This is a genomic window from Stenotrophomonas sp. PFBMAA-4, assembly GCF_030053215.1.
In the GTDB taxonomy this organism is placed as follows: domain Bacteria; phylum Pseudomonadota; class Gammaproteobacteria; order Xanthomonadales; family Xanthomonadaceae; genus Stenotrophomonas.
Map to the genome: position 1 here is coordinate 17,284 of NZ_JASGBW010000016.1, position 12,564 is coordinate 29,847.

General features: G+C 67.5%; 17 protein-coding genes. 9 read left to right on the forward strand and 8 right to left on the reverse strand.

Translation table 11 applies throughout. The features are described from left to right. Window positions 1–2 precede the first annotated feature (2 nt). From QMZ26_RS11540 to QMZ26_RS11550, 3 genes are all read right to left on the reverse strand, one after another. Window positions 3–662 carry a glutathione S-transferase family protein gene (locus tag QMZ26_RS11540; protein ID WP_283221519.1) on the reverse strand — a complete coding sequence of 220 codons (660 nt, stop codon included), beginning with the start codon at window positions 660–662 and terminating at the stop codon, window positions 3–5. 84 nt (window positions 663–746) lie between these two features. Beyond that, window positions 747–1,289 carry a GNAT family N-acetyltransferase gene (locus QMZ26_RS11545; RefSeq protein WP_283221520.1) on the reverse strand — a complete coding sequence of 181 codons (543 nt, stop codon included), beginning with the start codon at window positions 1,287–1,289 and terminating at the stop codon, window positions 747–749. Between the two features lie 119 nt (window positions 1,290–1,408). Further along, the gene (locus tag QMZ26_RS11550; RefSeq protein ID WP_108758247.1) at window positions 1,409–2,248 is read right to left on the reverse strand and encodes a glycine zipper 2TM domain-containing protein; all 840 of its coding nucleotides are present in this window, start codon (window positions 2,246–2,248) and stop codon (window positions 1,409–1,411) included. Window positions 2,249–2,411: 163 nt separating this feature from the next. On the opposite strand from QMZ26_RS11550, the gene QMZ26_RS11555 reads away from it, so the two are divergent. Both QMZ26_RS11555 and QMZ26_RS11560 read left to right on the forward strand, forming a co-directional pair. Beyond that, complete coding sequence (locus tag QMZ26_RS11555) at window positions 2,412–2,627, forward strand: DUF6116 family protein (protein WP_079222444.1); 216 nt, start codon at window positions 2,412–2,414, stop codon at window positions 2,625–2,627. Next, complete coding sequence (locus tag QMZ26_RS11560; RefSeq protein ID WP_283221521.1) at window positions 2,624–3,403, forward strand: TatD family hydrolase; 780 nt, start codon at window positions 2,624–2,626, stop codon at window positions 3,401–3,403. Before QMZ26_RS11555 ends, QMZ26_RS11560 begins: the two co-directional genes overlap by 4 nt. A gap of 95 nt (window positions 3,404–3,498) precedes the next feature. On the opposite strand, the gene QMZ26_RS11565 is transcribed toward QMZ26_RS11560, so the two are convergent. Next, the gene (locus tag QMZ26_RS11565) at window positions 3,499–4,299 is read right to left on the reverse strand and encodes a tRNA threonylcarbamoyladenosine dehydratase (protein WP_283221522.1); all 801 of its coding nucleotides are present in this window, start codon (window positions 4,297–4,299) and stop codon (window positions 3,499–3,501) included. A gap of 108 nt (window positions 4,300–4,407) precedes the next feature. On the opposite strand from QMZ26_RS11565, the gene QMZ26_RS11570 reads away from it, so the two are divergent. Together QMZ26_RS11570 and QMZ26_RS11575 are read left to right on the forward strand one after the other, a co-directional pair. Beyond that, on the forward strand, window positions 4,408–4,842 hold the full coding sequence (locus QMZ26_RS11570; protein ID WP_283221523.1) for a cytochrome c: 435 nt from the start codon (window positions 4,408–4,410) through the stop codon (window positions 4,840–4,842). 129 nt (window positions 4,843–4,971) lie between these two features. Beyond that, a complete protein-coding gene (locus QMZ26_RS11575) occupies window positions 4,972–5,469 on the forward strand; it encodes a glycine zipper 2TM domain-containing protein (RefSeq protein ID WP_079222448.1) in 498 nt (165 codons plus the stop codon). A 73-nt stretch (window positions 5,470–5,542) separates the two neighbouring features. On the opposite strand, the gene QMZ26_RS11580 is transcribed toward QMZ26_RS11575, so the two are convergent. After that, complete coding sequence (locus tag QMZ26_RS11580) at window positions 5,543–5,752, reverse strand: cold-shock protein (protein WP_079222449.1); 210 nt, start codon at window positions 5,750–5,752, stop codon at window positions 5,543–5,545. 234 nt (window positions 5,753–5,986) lie between these two features. Between QMZ26_RS11580 and QMZ26_RS11585 the strand changes: the two genes are divergently transcribed. The 3 genes from QMZ26_RS11585 (at window position 5,987) to arsC (ending at window position 8,089) form a co-directional block, all read left to right on the forward strand. Next, on the forward strand, window positions 5,987–6,472 hold the full coding sequence (locus QMZ26_RS11585; protein ID WP_283221524.1) for a DUF456 domain-containing protein: 486 nt from the start codon (window positions 5,987–5,989) through the stop codon (window positions 6,470–6,472). 121 nt (window positions 6,473–6,593) lie between these two features. Beyond that, entirely contained in the window at window positions 6,594–7,748 is a 1,155-nt protein-coding gene (locus tag QMZ26_RS11590) for a phospholipase A (protein ID WP_079222451.1), read from the forward strand. Beyond that, the gene (gene arsC, locus QMZ26_RS11595; protein WP_283221525.1) at window positions 7,748–8,089 is read left to right on the forward strand and encodes an arsenate reductase (glutaredoxin); all 342 of its coding nucleotides are present in this window, start codon (window positions 7,748–7,750) and stop codon (window positions 8,087–8,089) included. Before QMZ26_RS11590 ends, arsC begins: the two co-directional genes overlap by 1 nt. Before the next feature lie 147 nt (window positions 8,090–8,236). Here arsC and QMZ26_RS11600 read toward each other — a convergent pair whose 3' ends face one another. The 3 genes from QMZ26_RS11600 to QMZ26_RS11610 all read right to left on the reverse strand — a co-directional run bounded on the left by QMZ26_RS11600 (window position 8,237) and on the right by QMZ26_RS11610 (window position 10,878). Continuing rightward, window positions 8,237–8,872: a glutathione S-transferase family protein gene (locus tag QMZ26_RS11600; protein WP_283221526.1), complete on the reverse strand. Its 636-nt coding sequence runs from the start codon at window positions 8,870–8,872 to the stop codon at window positions 8,237–8,239. Between the two features lie 37 nt (window positions 8,873–8,909). Then, window positions 8,910–9,242 (reverse strand): hypothetical protein, encoded by a 333-nt coding sequence (locus QMZ26_RS11605; RefSeq protein ID WP_283221527.1) that lies wholly within the window; start codon window positions 9,240–9,242, stop codon window positions 8,910–8,912. A 118-nt stretch (window positions 9,243–9,360) separates the two neighbouring features. Continuing rightward, window positions 9,361–10,878, reverse strand: a complete 1,518-nt coding sequence (locus QMZ26_RS11610) for a fumarate hydratase (RefSeq protein ID WP_200732169.1) — start codon at window positions 10,876–10,878, stop codon at window positions 9,361–9,363. Between the two features lie 148 nt (window positions 10,879–11,026). Between QMZ26_RS11610 and QMZ26_RS11615 the strand changes: the two genes are divergently transcribed. Both QMZ26_RS11615 and QMZ26_RS11620 read left to right on the forward strand, forming a co-directional pair. Further along, window positions 11,027–11,923: an RNA polymerase sigma-70 factor gene (locus QMZ26_RS11615; RefSeq protein ID WP_283221528.1), complete on the forward strand. Its 897-nt coding sequence runs from the start codon at window positions 11,027–11,029 to the stop codon at window positions 11,921–11,923. Between the two features lie 36 nt (window positions 11,924–11,959). Then, window positions 11,960–12,409 carry a carboxymuconolactone decarboxylase family protein gene (locus tag QMZ26_RS11620; RefSeq protein ID WP_079225289.1) on the forward strand — a complete coding sequence of 150 codons (450 nt, stop codon included), beginning with the start codon at window positions 11,960–11,962 and terminating at the stop codon, window positions 12,407–12,409. The last annotated feature ends 155 nt before the right edge of the window (window positions 12,410–12,564 follow it).

Sequence of the window (12,564 nt, forward strand, 5' to 3'; positions counted from 1 at the left end):
CGCTACCCGCGGCCGTCCAGGCGTGCGCGAACCTCAGCGGTCACCGCCGGCATCGCCACGAAACGTGGCTGCTCGCGCACCCGCTGCAGCCAGGCGCGCACTTCCGCGAACGGCTGCAGGTCGATGCCACCGTCGGCGGCAACATCGGTGTAGGCGAACAGCGCGATGTCGGCGATGCCGTACTCGTTGCCGGTGAACCACTGCGCCTGCCGCAGGTGCTGCTCCATCACCGCCAGCGCCGTGGCCGCGCGCTCGTGCAGCCGTGGCAGTTCAGCCCGGCGCGGCGAATCGGCATCGGTCCAGCCACGGATGAAGCGCGCCACGGCCACGCAGGGCTCGTGGCTGTACTGCTCGAAGAACATCCAGCTCAGCGCCTGCGCCCGTTCCCAGCCATCGGTGGGCAGGTAGGGCGTGCCTTCGGCCAACCAGAACAGGATCGCGTTGGATTCGGTCAGCACGCGGCCATCGTCGCGCACGATCAGCGGCACTTTCGCATTCGGGTTGAGCGCGAGGAATTCGGGCGAATGGGTCTGCCCATGCGCACTGTCCACTTCCACCCAGCGGTAGCGGCTGCCGAGCTGCTCCAGCAGCATCCGCACCTTGTGGCAGTTGCCCGACACCGACATGCCGTGCACCGTCAACGGAACGCGCTCTTCCACCATTGCCTGCTCCAGGACATCCCGGCCGACGGCCGGCTGCCCGCAGTCTGGCAAGCACGCCGGCCGATGCCAAGCGCGGGTGCAGCATCAACGCGTGCGTTGCCGCCACTGCGCGCGCGACTGCCCCCAGATCTCCAGCGGCCCGCCTTCGTAGGGTGGCGGCAACCGGCCCATGCGCAGCAGGCCGCTGCCCAGCTTGCGCGCCACCGCCTTGGACTTCTCGTTGTCCTCGGCGATGGTGTGGATGACCTCGTCCCAGCCCTGCGTGTCGAACGCCCAGTCAATGGCGGCGACGGCGGCCTCGGGGGCATAGCCGCGCCCCCAGCTGGCGCGGCGGATGCTCCAGCCGACCTCGGGACCGGGCCAGCCCAGGGGTTGCCACGGGCCCATGCGGCCGACCCACTCGCCGCTGGCCTTCTCGATGACGCTGAACATGGAGACGCCGAACAGCTGCCAGGCGCCGGCCAGGCTGCAGAAGCTGCGCCAGGCCACTGAAGGCAGCTGCACGCCGCCCAGGCTGCGCATCACCTCTTCATCGGCACAGAAGGCCAGGTAGGGTTCCAGGTCCTGGGCCTGCGGCGGGCGCAGGATCAGCCGCTCGGTTTCGATGCGCAGGTCGAAGATGCCCATGCAGGCTCCGTCATATGCCGTGGCCGGCCATCATCGCCGATCCGGGCGCGATGACGATGCCCGCAAACGGAACAGGCCGGCAAAAGCCGGCCTGTCCGATGGACGCTGCAGCAGAAACGTTACTGGCGGTTGGCCGCCGCCTCGCCGGCTGCTGCGGTCTGGGTAACCAGCTGGCCATCCACCACCGGCAGGCGGTCGCTGGCCGGCTTGTTGTCCATGCGCACGGTCTTCTCGGCGCCATCGTAGCGGTAGGTCACGTTGTAGCCCTTGACCACATCGTTGGTACCCATGGCGATGCGCGTGCCCGGCTTGCTGGCCATGCGCATGGTGCCGGTGGTGCCGTCTTCGTTGCGGTAGGTCACGTTGTAACCGGTGACGCGGCTCGACTCGGAGGTCGCCGTTTCAGTGTGGCACTGGCGTTCGGTGCGGTTGACCACGCGGCCACCGACGTGGCGCTTGTCCACCTGGTTGCCGATGAAGCCACCGGCCACGGCGCCCGCGGCAGTGGCCGCCTTCTTGCCGTTGCCGCCACCCACCTGGTTGCCGAGCAGGCCGCCGACCACGGCGCCCACCACGGTGCCGCCCACGTTGCCATCGCGCTCGGGCAGGCGCTCCTGCACCACCACGTCCTGGCACACCTCATGCGGGGTCTGGGTGGTGGACGTCTCGCGCACCGGCTCGGTGCCGATGACCGTCGCGTAGGCCTTCTGCTTTTCGGTGAGCGGGTCGACCTTCAGCACATCGGCGTATTCCAGGCCACGCGGTGCAGTGGCATCGACCGCGTCGCCGCGCGCGCCATCATCGGCAGCGCTGCCATCGACCAGGCGCGACTCGGAAGGATTGGCGGCGCCCAGCGAATCCGGGGCCTTGTCACCACTCTTCATGAAGGCGGCGGTTGCGATGCCACCCACCAGCAGCGCGCCCGCTGCGACCAGGACAGTTGTAGTTGTGCTTTTCATGACCTGCTCCTTGCGGACCGTCCGCAACGTTCTCGATGCAGATTGCAGCATGGCCTGCCTGAACGGAATCTCCACAATTCCTGCTCATGGCCGTAACCCATTCAGCATCGGGAAATGCAGGGCCCGTGGTAGCGTTTGCACCTCGCCCACGTGGAGCCCCGCCATGGCCAACCCGATGCTGCTGCCGGTCCTGCAATGGGCACGCCGGCTGCGCTACCCCACCCTGTTCAAGCTGACCGCCGGCCTGTTCGCGCTGACGCTGTTCATCCCCGACCCCATCCCGTTCGTGGACGAACTGGTGCTGGGCCTGGGCACCCTGCTGCTGGCCAACTGGAAGAACCGCAGCGCGGCGACGCCACCGCCGCTGGAACAGCGTTGAACATGCTGGTCGACAGCCATTGCCACCTGGATGCCAGCGAGTTCGACCCTGACCGTACGGCGGTGATCGAGCGCGCCCGCGCGGCCGGCGTGCAGGCCCAGGTGGTGCCGGCGGTGACCGCCGCCAGCTGGCCGAAGCTGCGCGAGGTCTGCCAGCAGGCGCCGGGGCTGTACCCGGCGTACGGCCTGCACCCGATGTTCCTGGCCGAGCACCGCCCCGGGCACCTGGACCAGCTGCGCGACTGGATCGAGCGCGAGCGTCCGTGCGCGATCGGCGAGTGCGGCCTGGATTTCTTCGTCGACGGGCTGGACGCGCAGGCGCAGCAGGACTATTTCATCGGCCAGTTGAAGCTGGCCCGCGACTTCGACCTGCCGGTGATCGTGCACGCGCGCCGCGCGGTGGATGCGGTGATCGCCGCGATCCGTCGCATCGGCGGCCTGCGTGGCGTGGTGCACAGCTTCCCCGGCAGCCCGGAGCAGGCTGCGCAGCTGGACAAGCTGGGCTTCCTGCTTGGCCTGGGCGGGCCACTGACCTACGAACGCGCGCAGCGCCTGCAGCGGCTCGTGCGGGACATGCCGCTGCAGCAGCTGCTGCTGGAAACCGACGCACCGGACCAGCCCGACGCCGGCATCCGTGGCGGGCGCAATGAACCGGCGCGGCTGTCGGTGATCGCCCGCCACGTGGCCGCACTGCGCGGCACGGATGTGGAAACCGTGGCACAGGCCACCAGCGAGAACGCCCGACGGCTGTTCGCGCTGCCTGCCAGACAAGGGTAGTGCCGGCCAGCCCCACGCCGGTAGTGCCGGCCGCTGGCCGGCAACCCAGGAATGATTGAATCAGAGCGGAAGCCGGCCAGCGGCCGGCACTACCGTCAAGCCTTCACCTTCTTCGGCTCCAGCAGCATTTCCAGCGCCTTGCCGACTGCAGCGAAGGCGAACGCGCCGGTGATATGCGTGGCCGCACCCAGCCCGGCACCGCAATCCAGCTTCAGCGCGGCATCGGCGCCCAGGTTCGGCCGCAGGCCGCAGACGCTGCCATCGGCCTGCGGGTACTTCACGTTTTCCAGCGAGTACACCGCCGGCACGCCGAAGTAGCGCTTGGCGTTCTTCGGGAAGTTGAACTCGCTGCGCAGCTTTTTGCGGATCAGTGCCAGCATCGCGTCGTGCTCGGTACGCGAGACATCGCGGATGCGCACCAGGGTCGGGTCGGTACGCCCGCCGGCGGCGCCCACCGTCAGCAGCGGCAGCTTGCGGCGGCGGCACCAGGCGATGGTTTCCACCTTCACCCGGAAGCTGTCGCAGGCGTCGATGACCAGGTCGAAACCACGGTCCAGCAGTTCGGCCATGTTGCCGGTGGTGAGGAACGCCTGCACCGCATCGACCTCGATCTGCGGATTGATCGCGCGGCAGCGCTCGGCCATCGCCTCGGATTTGTTGCGGCCGTAGTTGCCTTCCATCGCCGGCAGCTGCCGGTTGGTGTTGGACACGCAGATGTCATCGGCGTCGATCAGGGTCAGGTGGCCGACCGCCGAACGGGCCAGCGCTTCCACGACCCACGAGCCGACGCCGCCCATGCCCACCACCGCCACGCGGCTGCCCTGCAGGCGCTCGAGCGCGCCTACGCCATACAGCCGTTCGATGCCGGCGAAGCGTTGTTTGACCTGTTCGTTCATGGGGCTATTTTAACGTGCAGGCAGCGGCGGCCATAGCAGGCCGCCATCGAACCCACCGTTGCACGCCCGCGCATCACCCATTCGCGCATCACCCACGGAGGAGCAAGCATGAACGCCAGCCCGACCCGTCGTCCCTCCAGCGCCCAGCGCTACCTGTTCGTGCTCGGCCTGGGCCTGCTGATCGGCCTGGTCGCCACGGTGATGGTGGGCCGGGCCCTGCAGGCGGGCCGCGATCCCTTCCCGCACAGCCTGATGCACGTGATGCAGCGGCAGGCCGAACTGCTGCAGCAGGCCCAGCAGCAGAACCGCTGCAGCCTGGCTGACAGCGTGCCGCGCCTGCAGTCGCTGCGCCTGCTGTCCAACGACCTGGACCTGCCATTTCCCGGGCTGAAGGAGGATGCGCGCTTCCAGCAGCACGCCAGCCAGTACCGGGCCAGCCTCAATGCCGCGCTGGCCGCGCCGCCCGCCGACTGCGCCGCGCTGGCCAAGGTCGTGCAGACCGTGCAGGACGACTGCCGGGCCTGCCACCAGGACTTTCGCTGATTCATCTTCCAGCCGGGGAAGGCCGGCGTGATTGGCACCTTGTTCACGTTGAAAAGTGGACGATTCGATCACCCTGCTGCATGACGCAGTACCACCCTTCCATCCGCCTTCACGGCCAGGAGACGCCCCATGAAGATCCAGCTCATCGCTGCCAGTGCCATTGCTACGCTCGCCCTGGCTGGCTGCGCCACCTCGCCCGGTTACGGCGGCGGCGGTTACAACAACGGTGGCTACAACAATGGCGGCTATGGCAACAACGGCGGCTACAATCAGAACCGTTGCGCCGACTGCGGCATCGTCACCCGCATCAATACCGTGGCCTCGGGCCGCACCGCGCCCAGCGCGACCGGCGCCATCCTCGGTGGCATCGTCGGCGCCGTGGCCGGCCATGAGATCTCCGACCACACCGGCGGCAGCCGGGGCAACAAGAACGTCGCCGCCGCCGCAGGCGCGGTGGGTGGTGCCCTGGCCGGCAACCAGATCCAGAAGAACGTGACCAGCGATACCTACGACATCACCGTGCGCATGGATGATGGCCGTACCGTCGTGGTCAACCAGCGCGACCTGGCCGGCATCCGTGAGAACACCTACGTGCGCGTGGTCAACGGCCGCGTCGTCCTGCGCTGATCCGGCAGGCGACGGTGGCAATGAAAAAGGCCCGCTTGCGCGGGCCTTTTTCGTGCAGCACGCTGCAGGCCGTTCAGACCGGCTCTACGGCATCTGCCTGCAGGCCCTTCTGGCCCTGCACGACGGTGAAGGTGACCTTCTGGCCTTCCTTCAGGCTCTTGAAGCCCTGGGTCTGGATGGCACGGAAATGCACGAACACGTCTTCGCCGTTTTCACGGCTGATGAAGCCGAAGCCCTTTGCATCGTTGAACCACTTGACGGTACCGGTCTCGCGATCAGACATCTCACTCACTCCCTGGTGACTCTCTTGTTGTTGGAAACGCCTGTTGGGCGGCTGACAAGCAAGGGGGAAGCGAGGTGCAACGATGCAGCGGATCGAAGAGATCTTGCTTCATCAGGCCACGATCCACGGTGACCTTGCCAAGCTCAGCGACTGCAACTTAACCCGACCAAAACGAAAAAGCAACTGCCAAAATTCTTCACTGTCAACCCCAAAAAGACCACCATACTGGACAGCATGGACCTCTCATTCATCTTGTATCTGATAGCGGTCATTTTTGTCCTTGTGGGCATCGCGGGCATCATCCTGCCGGCGCTTCCGGGCGTGCCGCTGGTCTTCGTCGGACTGCTGCTGGCGGCATGGGCCGACGGCTTCGCACATGTCGGCTGGCCCACCCTGGTCATCCTCGGCGTGCTGACCGCGCTGTCCCTGCTGGTCGATGTCCTGTCCACGGTGGTCGGAGCGCAACGGGTGGGTGCCAGCCGCAAGGCCCTGTGGGGCACCTTCATCGGCAGCATCGTGGGCCTGTTCTTCATGCCCGTCGGCCTGTTTGCCGGCCCCCTGCTGGGCGCCCTGCTCGGCGAGTACTGGCACACCCGCGAGCTTGGGCGCTCGACCAAGGTCGGCCTGGCCACCTGGCTGGGCATCCTGCTGGGCCTGGCACTGAAGCTGGCCGTGGTGATCGCCATGCTGGGCCTGTTCGCCTTTGCCTGGTTCCTGTAACCGCGCCGCCTTCACGCCACGCGCACGCCCGCGCCGGGCATAAACCAAGGGGCTGGCCGTTGCCACGGCCAGCCGCCACACTGTGCGTCTTCCCGTATTCATCCCTGAAGGGCCTGCTGCAATGACCCTCCCCACGCTGCTCCCCCGCTTCGCGCCGCTGGCGCTGGCCCTGGCCAGTGCGCCGCTTGCCGCGCAGGAAATCGCGCCCACTTCAACCGCTACGCCGGCCGGCTGCGCCGCCGTCGACAGTGACGCCGCGCGCCTGGCCTGCTACGACCGGCTGTTCGGCCGCAACGTCCAGGCCACGGCCGAGGCGGACGCCGCCGCCCAGCAGGCCGCACAGGCCCTGCGCGAACAACGCCAGGCGTCACGCCTCAGCCAGGGCGAAGAAAAGCTGCGCACCCGCGTGGGCGACCTCTTCCGCCCGGCGCCGGACGACAGCGCCCTGGCCAACGCCGGCCGCGGCTCGCTGCTGGACAGCCGCTGGGAACTGGCCGAGGACTCCAAGCTGGGCCCGTTCCAGCTGCGCGCCTACAAGCCGGTCTACCTGTTGCCCGCCTTCTGGACCAGCGACAAGAACCAGATGCCGCAGTCGCCGAACCCGGCCAACAGCGTAACCACGCCGCAGGTGCTGGACAGCACCGAGCTGAAGTTCCAGATCAGCTTCAAGACCAAGATCGCCGAGAACCTGTTCGGCGACAACGGGGACATCTGGGCCGGCTATACCCAGAGCTCGCGCTGGCAGGCCTACAACGCCGAGAATTCGCGCCCCTTCCGCGAAACCAACTACGAGCCGGAAGTGATGATGGTGTTCCGCAACGGCTACTCCATCGGAGGCTGGCGTGGGCGGATGACCGGCATCGGCCTCAACCACCAGTCCAACGGCCGGCCCGACCCGCTGTCGCGCAGCTGGAACCGGGTGATGCTCAACATCGGCCTGGACCGTGAGAACTGGGCGCTGGTGCTGCGCCCGTGGTACCGCATTCCCGAGTCGCGCAGCGAAGACAACAATCCGGATATCGAGGACTACATGGGCCGCGGCGATGCGACCCTGATCTGGAACCGCAACGGCCATGAAGTCGCGCTGATGGCGCGCCATTCGCTGCGCACCGGCGACCGTTCGCACGGCGCGCTGCAGCTGGACTACGGCTTCCCGATCAGCAACCTGCTGCGCGGCCATATACAGGTGTTCGATGGCTACGGCGAGAGCATGATCGACTACAACCACAAGGCCACCTACGTGGGCGTGGGCGTATCGCTGCTGGAGTGGTTCTGATGACCGTGACGATCTGGCACAACCCAGCGTGCAGCAATTCGCGCGGCGCGCTGGCGCTGATCCGCGAAGCCGGCATCGAACCGGTGGTGGTGAACTACCTGGGCGCCCCGCCCGACGTGGCCACCCTGCGCCAGGTGCTGGCCGAATCCGGCCTGACCGCCATCGACCTGGTGCGCAGCAAGGAGCCGCAGTTCGTTGAACTCGGCCTGGCCAGCGCCGATGAAGCCACCCTGCTGGCCGCCATGGCCAAGCACCCGCGGCTGATCAACCGCCCCATCGTGCGCACCCCCAAGGGCACGCGCCTGTGCCGCCCGCCGGAAACGGTGCAGGAGCTCCTGTAATCCGCCCCGCTTTGGTAGAGCCGAGCCATGCCCGGCTGCTTTTTCGTAGAGTCGAGCTTGCTCGACTGGATGTTGACGGCAGTCGAGCAAGCTCGACTCTACAGGGTGCGACGAGCAGCCGAGCATGGCTCGGCTCTACAGATCAGGTTACCGCCAGTCGGTGATGCCTTCGCGGCGGTAGGTCTCGATTAATGACGGTCGCGCCTTCAGGCGCTGCGCGTAGACTTTCAGCACTGGCAGGCTGTCTGCCGGGGTGGGCATGTTGCGCGACCAGCGCATCAGCATCACCAGCATGAAATCGACCACGCTCGGCGCTTCGCCCAGCACGTACGGCCCCTGCGTCTGCAGGTGCGCGGCCATCCGCTGCCACGCGGCTTCCAGGCGCTGGCGCGCCATCGCCTGGGTGGCGGCGACGTTGGCCTCTCCGGCGGCTTCATGCGGGTAGAACCACGCGCGGTAGGCGGGCTGCAGGGTGTTGGCGCACCAGAACATCCAGCGGTATGCCTGGCCGCGCGCGGGCGTACCCGGCGCCGGCAGCAGTCCCGCCTCGGGATGGCGGTCTGCCAGGTACAGCGCGATGGCAGCCGCTTCGGTCAGCACCTGGCCATCGATCTGCAGCGTCGGCACCACGCCTGCCGGGTTCAACGCCAGGTACGGCGCCGCCTTGTGCTCGCGCGTGTCGAAATCCAGCAGCACCAGTTCGTGCTCGATGCCCAGTTCGACCAGCAGCCAGTGCACCACCAGCGAGGCGGTGCTGACAGACCCATACAGCGTAGTGCGCATGCGACGACTCCGGTTGCGGGAAGCGCCGATTATGCGCTCAACCGCCGCCGCACGAGGCCATGCAGCTGTCGGCGTCCTGGCTGCAGCTGATCAACGGCGACTGGTCCATGCAGGCCTGCGCCTGTGACATGCACGAGCGCCGCATCTCGTCATCCTTGATCCGGTCGCACTTGCTCGCCGCCTGCGCATCGCAGGTCGAGCGGCGGTCCGAATCGGAGCGGGCCAGGCAGGCGTTGCGGTACTGCTGGCACGCCATCACGCATTGCGCGCTGGCGTTGTTGCCGGGTGCGCCGTCGTACAGATCGCCGCCACTGCTGCAGGCGGCGAGGGAAACAACACACAACAGCGCAAGGCATCGAAACAATGACATTGGACACTCCCTGTTCAATACATCGGAAAACCCAGCGAAGCCTAGCAGTGCCGACCTTCGTGCGGCGTCAAACGAAAAACGGCGCCCTGCGGCGCCGTTTTCCTGCAACCTGCGGGGATTACTCCACCACCACCGGAATCTTGCCGATGCGGGCCTGCCATTCGCGCGGACCGGTCTTGTGCACCGATTCACCGGTGGAATCGACCGCGACGGTCACCGGCATGTCCTGCACGGTGAATTCGTAGATCGCTTCCATGCCCAGGTCAGCGAAGCCGACGACCTTGGCCGCCTTGATCGCCTTGGACACCAGGTAGGCCGAACCACCGACGGCCATCAGGTAGGCCGACTTGTGCTTCTTGATCGCCTCGATGGCGGCCGGGCCGCGCTCGGCCTTGCCGACCATGCCCAGCAGGCCGGTCTGTGCCAGCACCTGCTCGGTGAACTTGTCCATGCGGGTGGCCGTGGTCGGGCCGGCAGGGCCCACCACTTCGTCGCGCACCGGATCGACCGGGCCGACGTAGTAGATGAAGCGCCCCTTCAGATCGACCGGCAATTCCTCGCCCTTGTTGAGCATGTCGACCATGCGCTTGTGCGCGGCGTCGCGGCCGGTCAGCAGCTTGCCGTTGAGCAGCAGGGTCTGGCCCGGCTTCCAGTTGGCCACGTCTTCCGGGGTGATCGTATCCAGGTCCACGCGGGTGCCCTTGGACGCGTCGTAGGTCAGCTTCGGCCAGTCTTCCAGCGACGGCGGGTCCAGCATCACCGGGCCGCTGCCATCCAGGGTGAAGTGCGCATGGCGGGTGGCCGCGCAGTTCGGGATCATCGCCACCGGCAGGTTGGCCGCGTGGGTCGGGTAATCGTTGATCTTGATGTCCAGGACGGTGGTCAGGCCACCCAGGCCCTGTGCGCCGATGCCCAGCGCGTTGACCTTCTCGTACAGTTCCAGGCGCAGTTCTTCGATGCGGTTGGACGCACCACGGGCCTGCAGCTCGGTGATGTCGATCGGCTCCATCAGCGCTTCCTTGGCCAGCAGCATCGCCTTTTCAGCGGTGCCGCCGATGCCGATGCCCAGCATGCCCGGCGGGCACCAGCCAGCGCCCATGGTCGGCACGGTCTTCAGCACCCAGTCGACGATGGAATCGGACGGGTTGAGCATGGCGAACTTGGTCTTGGCCTCGGAACCACCGCCCTTGGCGGCGACGATGACGTCGACGGTGTTGCCCGGCACGACCTTGACGTTGACCACGCCCGGGGTGTTGTCCTTGGTGTTGACGCGCTTGCCGGCCGGATCGGCCAGCACCGAGGCGCGCAGCTTGTTGTCCGGGTGCAGGTAGGCACGGCGCACGCCTTCGTTGGCCATGTCTTCCACGCCCATGGTCGCGTCGTCCCAGCGCACGTCCATGCCGATTTCCAGGAACACGGTGACGATGCCGGTGTCCTGGCAGATCGGACGGTGGCCTTCGGCGCACATCCGCGAGTTGATCAGGATCTGGGCCATCGCTTCCTTCGCGGCCGGCGACTCCTCGCGCTCATAGGCGGCGGCGAGGTTCTTGATGTAGTCGACCGGGTGGTAGTACGAGATGTACTGCAGCGCGTCGGCGATGGACTGGATGAGGTCTTCCTGCTTGATCGATGTCACGGCTTGCTCGCTTGCTCGAGGCTGGCGGGGGGTAATCCGCCCATTTTACCCCCTCCCCCGGCCGCAGGGGTGGTAGTGCCGGCCGCTGGCCGGCAAGATCGCACGACGTCCGTGTCACGCTTCATCCCTCCCCGGCGTCCTGGTCGACATGAACACTGAAGCCACCTTCCAGACCCACCGCCCGCGCCTGATGGCACTGGCCTACCGCCTGCTCGGCAGCCGCAGCGATGCCGAGGACGTGGTCCAGGATGCCTGGCTGCGCTGGTCCGGCGCCGATGCGTCCGCCGTCCGCGACCCCGAGGCCTGGCTGGTCACCACCACCACCCGGCTGGGCCTGGACCGGCTGCGCGCGGCCCGGCGCGAGCGGGTCCACTACGTCGGCCCGTGGCTGGCCGAGCCGCTGGAGATCAGCCTGGAACCTGAACCGTCCAGCGACCCGGCCCTGGCCCATGCCCGCGCCGATGAGGTGTCGGTGGCCTTCCTCACCCTGCTGGAGCAGCTCGGCCCGGAGGAACGGGCCGCCTTCCTGCTGAAGGAGGCCTTCGACCACGACTACCGGCAGATCGCCGCCCTGCTCGGCCTCAGCGAACCGAACTGCCGCCAGCTGGTACACCGGGCAAAACAGCGCCTGCAGGCCGGGCGGCCGCGCTTCAACGCCGACGCCGGCCAGCACCGGCAGTTGCTGGCGCGCTTCATGGACGCCACCCAGCAAGGCGACAGCGAGGCCATCCAGGCGCTGCTGCATGCCAACGCGCGGCTGGTGTCCGATGGCGGCGGCGTGGTCACTGCGGCGGTGCGCCCGCTGCTGGGCGCCGAGCGCATCGGCCGCTTGTTCTGGGCCATCGCGCGCCGCGGCCTGGGGCATACCGCGCAGCTGGGCTGGGTCAATGGCGAGCCGGCGATCCTGCGCTTCCAGGGCGACCGCCTGCACTCGGTCACCACCATCGAAGTGGCCGATGGCCGCATCGCCAACGTGTACAGCGTGCTGAATCCGGAAAAGCTGCCCGGGACTGTCACGAACGCGGACGGTGCGGCGTCCTTGTAATGAAAGACGGCCACCGTGGCCGTCGTGGAGCTGAAAATGTCCGACCATGCCTCTCCCCGCGTCCCCTACACCCGCCTGGCCGCCGAGGCCTTCAAGGGCCTGCTGGCCACCAGCAAGGCGGTGCATGACAGTTCGATCGACCCGACGCTGATGGAACTGCTGTTCCTGCGCGTGTCCCAGCTCAATGGCTGCGGCTACTGCATGGACATGCATGGCACTGCGCTGCGCAAGGGCGGCATCGAGCCGCGCAAGCTGGACACCCTGCCGGCCTGGCATGAAAGCCGTTTCTTCGATGCGCGCGAACGTGCCGCGCTGGGTTGGGCCGAGGCCCTGACCCGGCTGACCGAAGGCGCACCTTCGCAGGCCGCATTCGATGCGCTGGCACCGCACTTCGATGAGAAGGGCATCAGCGACCTGAGCATGGGCATTGCGGTGATCAATGCCTGGAACCGGCTGGGCGCGGGCCTGCTGCCGCCGCTGCCGTAAAGGGGTTTTCCTGGCCGGGCTGCGCCCGGCACCCGCAGAGGCGACAGCCGGAGCAAGGGCAACGTCAACGGCTGGCGTTCTGTGGGATGGCGGGGTGGGTCAGCTGCTGTTGGTGGGTGCCGACCGTTGGTCGGCACGGTGGATTCATGCCATGG

What these genes read in the sequence shown, in the direction of transcription:
- QMZ26_RS11540 (WP_283221519.1), bottom strand. Translation starts at nt 662, where the DNA reads ATGGTGGAAGAGCGCGTTCCGTTGACGGTGCACGGCATGTCGGTGTCG.
- QMZ26_RS11545 (WP_283221520.1), bottom strand. Translation starts at nt 1,289, where the DNA reads ATGGGCATCTTCGACCTGCGCATCGAAACCGAGCGGCTGATCCTGCGC.
- QMZ26_RS11550 (WP_108758247.1), bottom strand. Translation starts at nt 2,248, where the DNA reads ATGAAAAGCACAACTACAACTGTCCTGGTCGCAGCGGGCGCGCTGCTG.
- QMZ26_RS11555 (WP_079222444.1), top strand. Translation starts at nt 2,412, where the DNA reads ATGGCCAACCCGATGCTGCTGCCGGTCCTGCAATGGGCACGCCGGCTG.
- QMZ26_RS11565 (WP_283221522.1), bottom strand. Translation starts at nt 4,299, where the DNA reads ATGAACGAACAGGTCAAACAACGCTTCGCCGGCATCGAACGGCTGTAT.
- QMZ26_RS11570 (WP_283221523.1), top strand. Translation starts at nt 4,408, where the DNA reads ATGAACGCCAGCCCGACCCGTCGTCCCTCCAGCGCCCAGCGCTACCTG.
- QMZ26_RS11575 (WP_079222448.1), top strand. Translation starts at nt 4,972, where the DNA reads ATGAAGATCCAGCTCATCGCTGCCAGTGCCATTGCTACGCTCGCCCTG.
- QMZ26_RS11580 (WP_079222449.1), bottom strand. Translation starts at nt 5,752, where the DNA reads ATGTCTGATCGCGAGACCGGTACCGTCAAGTGGTTCAACGATGCAAAG.
- QMZ26_RS11585 (WP_283221524.1), top strand. Translation starts at nt 5,987, where the DNA reads ATGGACCTCTCATTCATCTTGTATCTGATAGCGGTCATTTTTGTCCTT.
- QMZ26_RS11590 (WP_079222451.1), top strand. Translation starts at nt 6,594, where the DNA reads ATGACCCTCCCCACGCTGCTCCCCCGCTTCGCGCCGCTGGCGCTGGCC.
- arsC (WP_283221525.1), top strand. Translation starts at nt 7,748, where the DNA reads ATGACCGTGACGATCTGGCACAACCCAGCGTGCAGCAATTCGCGCGGC.
- QMZ26_RS11600 (WP_283221526.1), bottom strand. Translation starts at nt 8,872, where the DNA reads ATGCGCACTACGCTGTATGGGTCTGTCAGCACCGCCTCGCTGGTGGTG.
- QMZ26_RS11605 (WP_283221527.1), bottom strand. Translation starts at nt 9,242, where the DNA reads ATGTCATTGTTTCGATGCCTTGCGCTGTTGTGTGTTGTTTCCCTCGCC.
- QMZ26_RS11615 (WP_283221528.1), top strand. Translation starts at nt 11,027, where the DNA reads ATGAACACTGAAGCCACCTTCCAGACCCACCGCCCGCGCCTGATGGCA.
- QMZ26_RS11620 (WP_079225289.1), top strand. Translation starts at nt 11,960, where the DNA reads ATGTCCGACCATGCCTCTCCCCGCGTCCCCTACACCCGCCTGGCCGCC.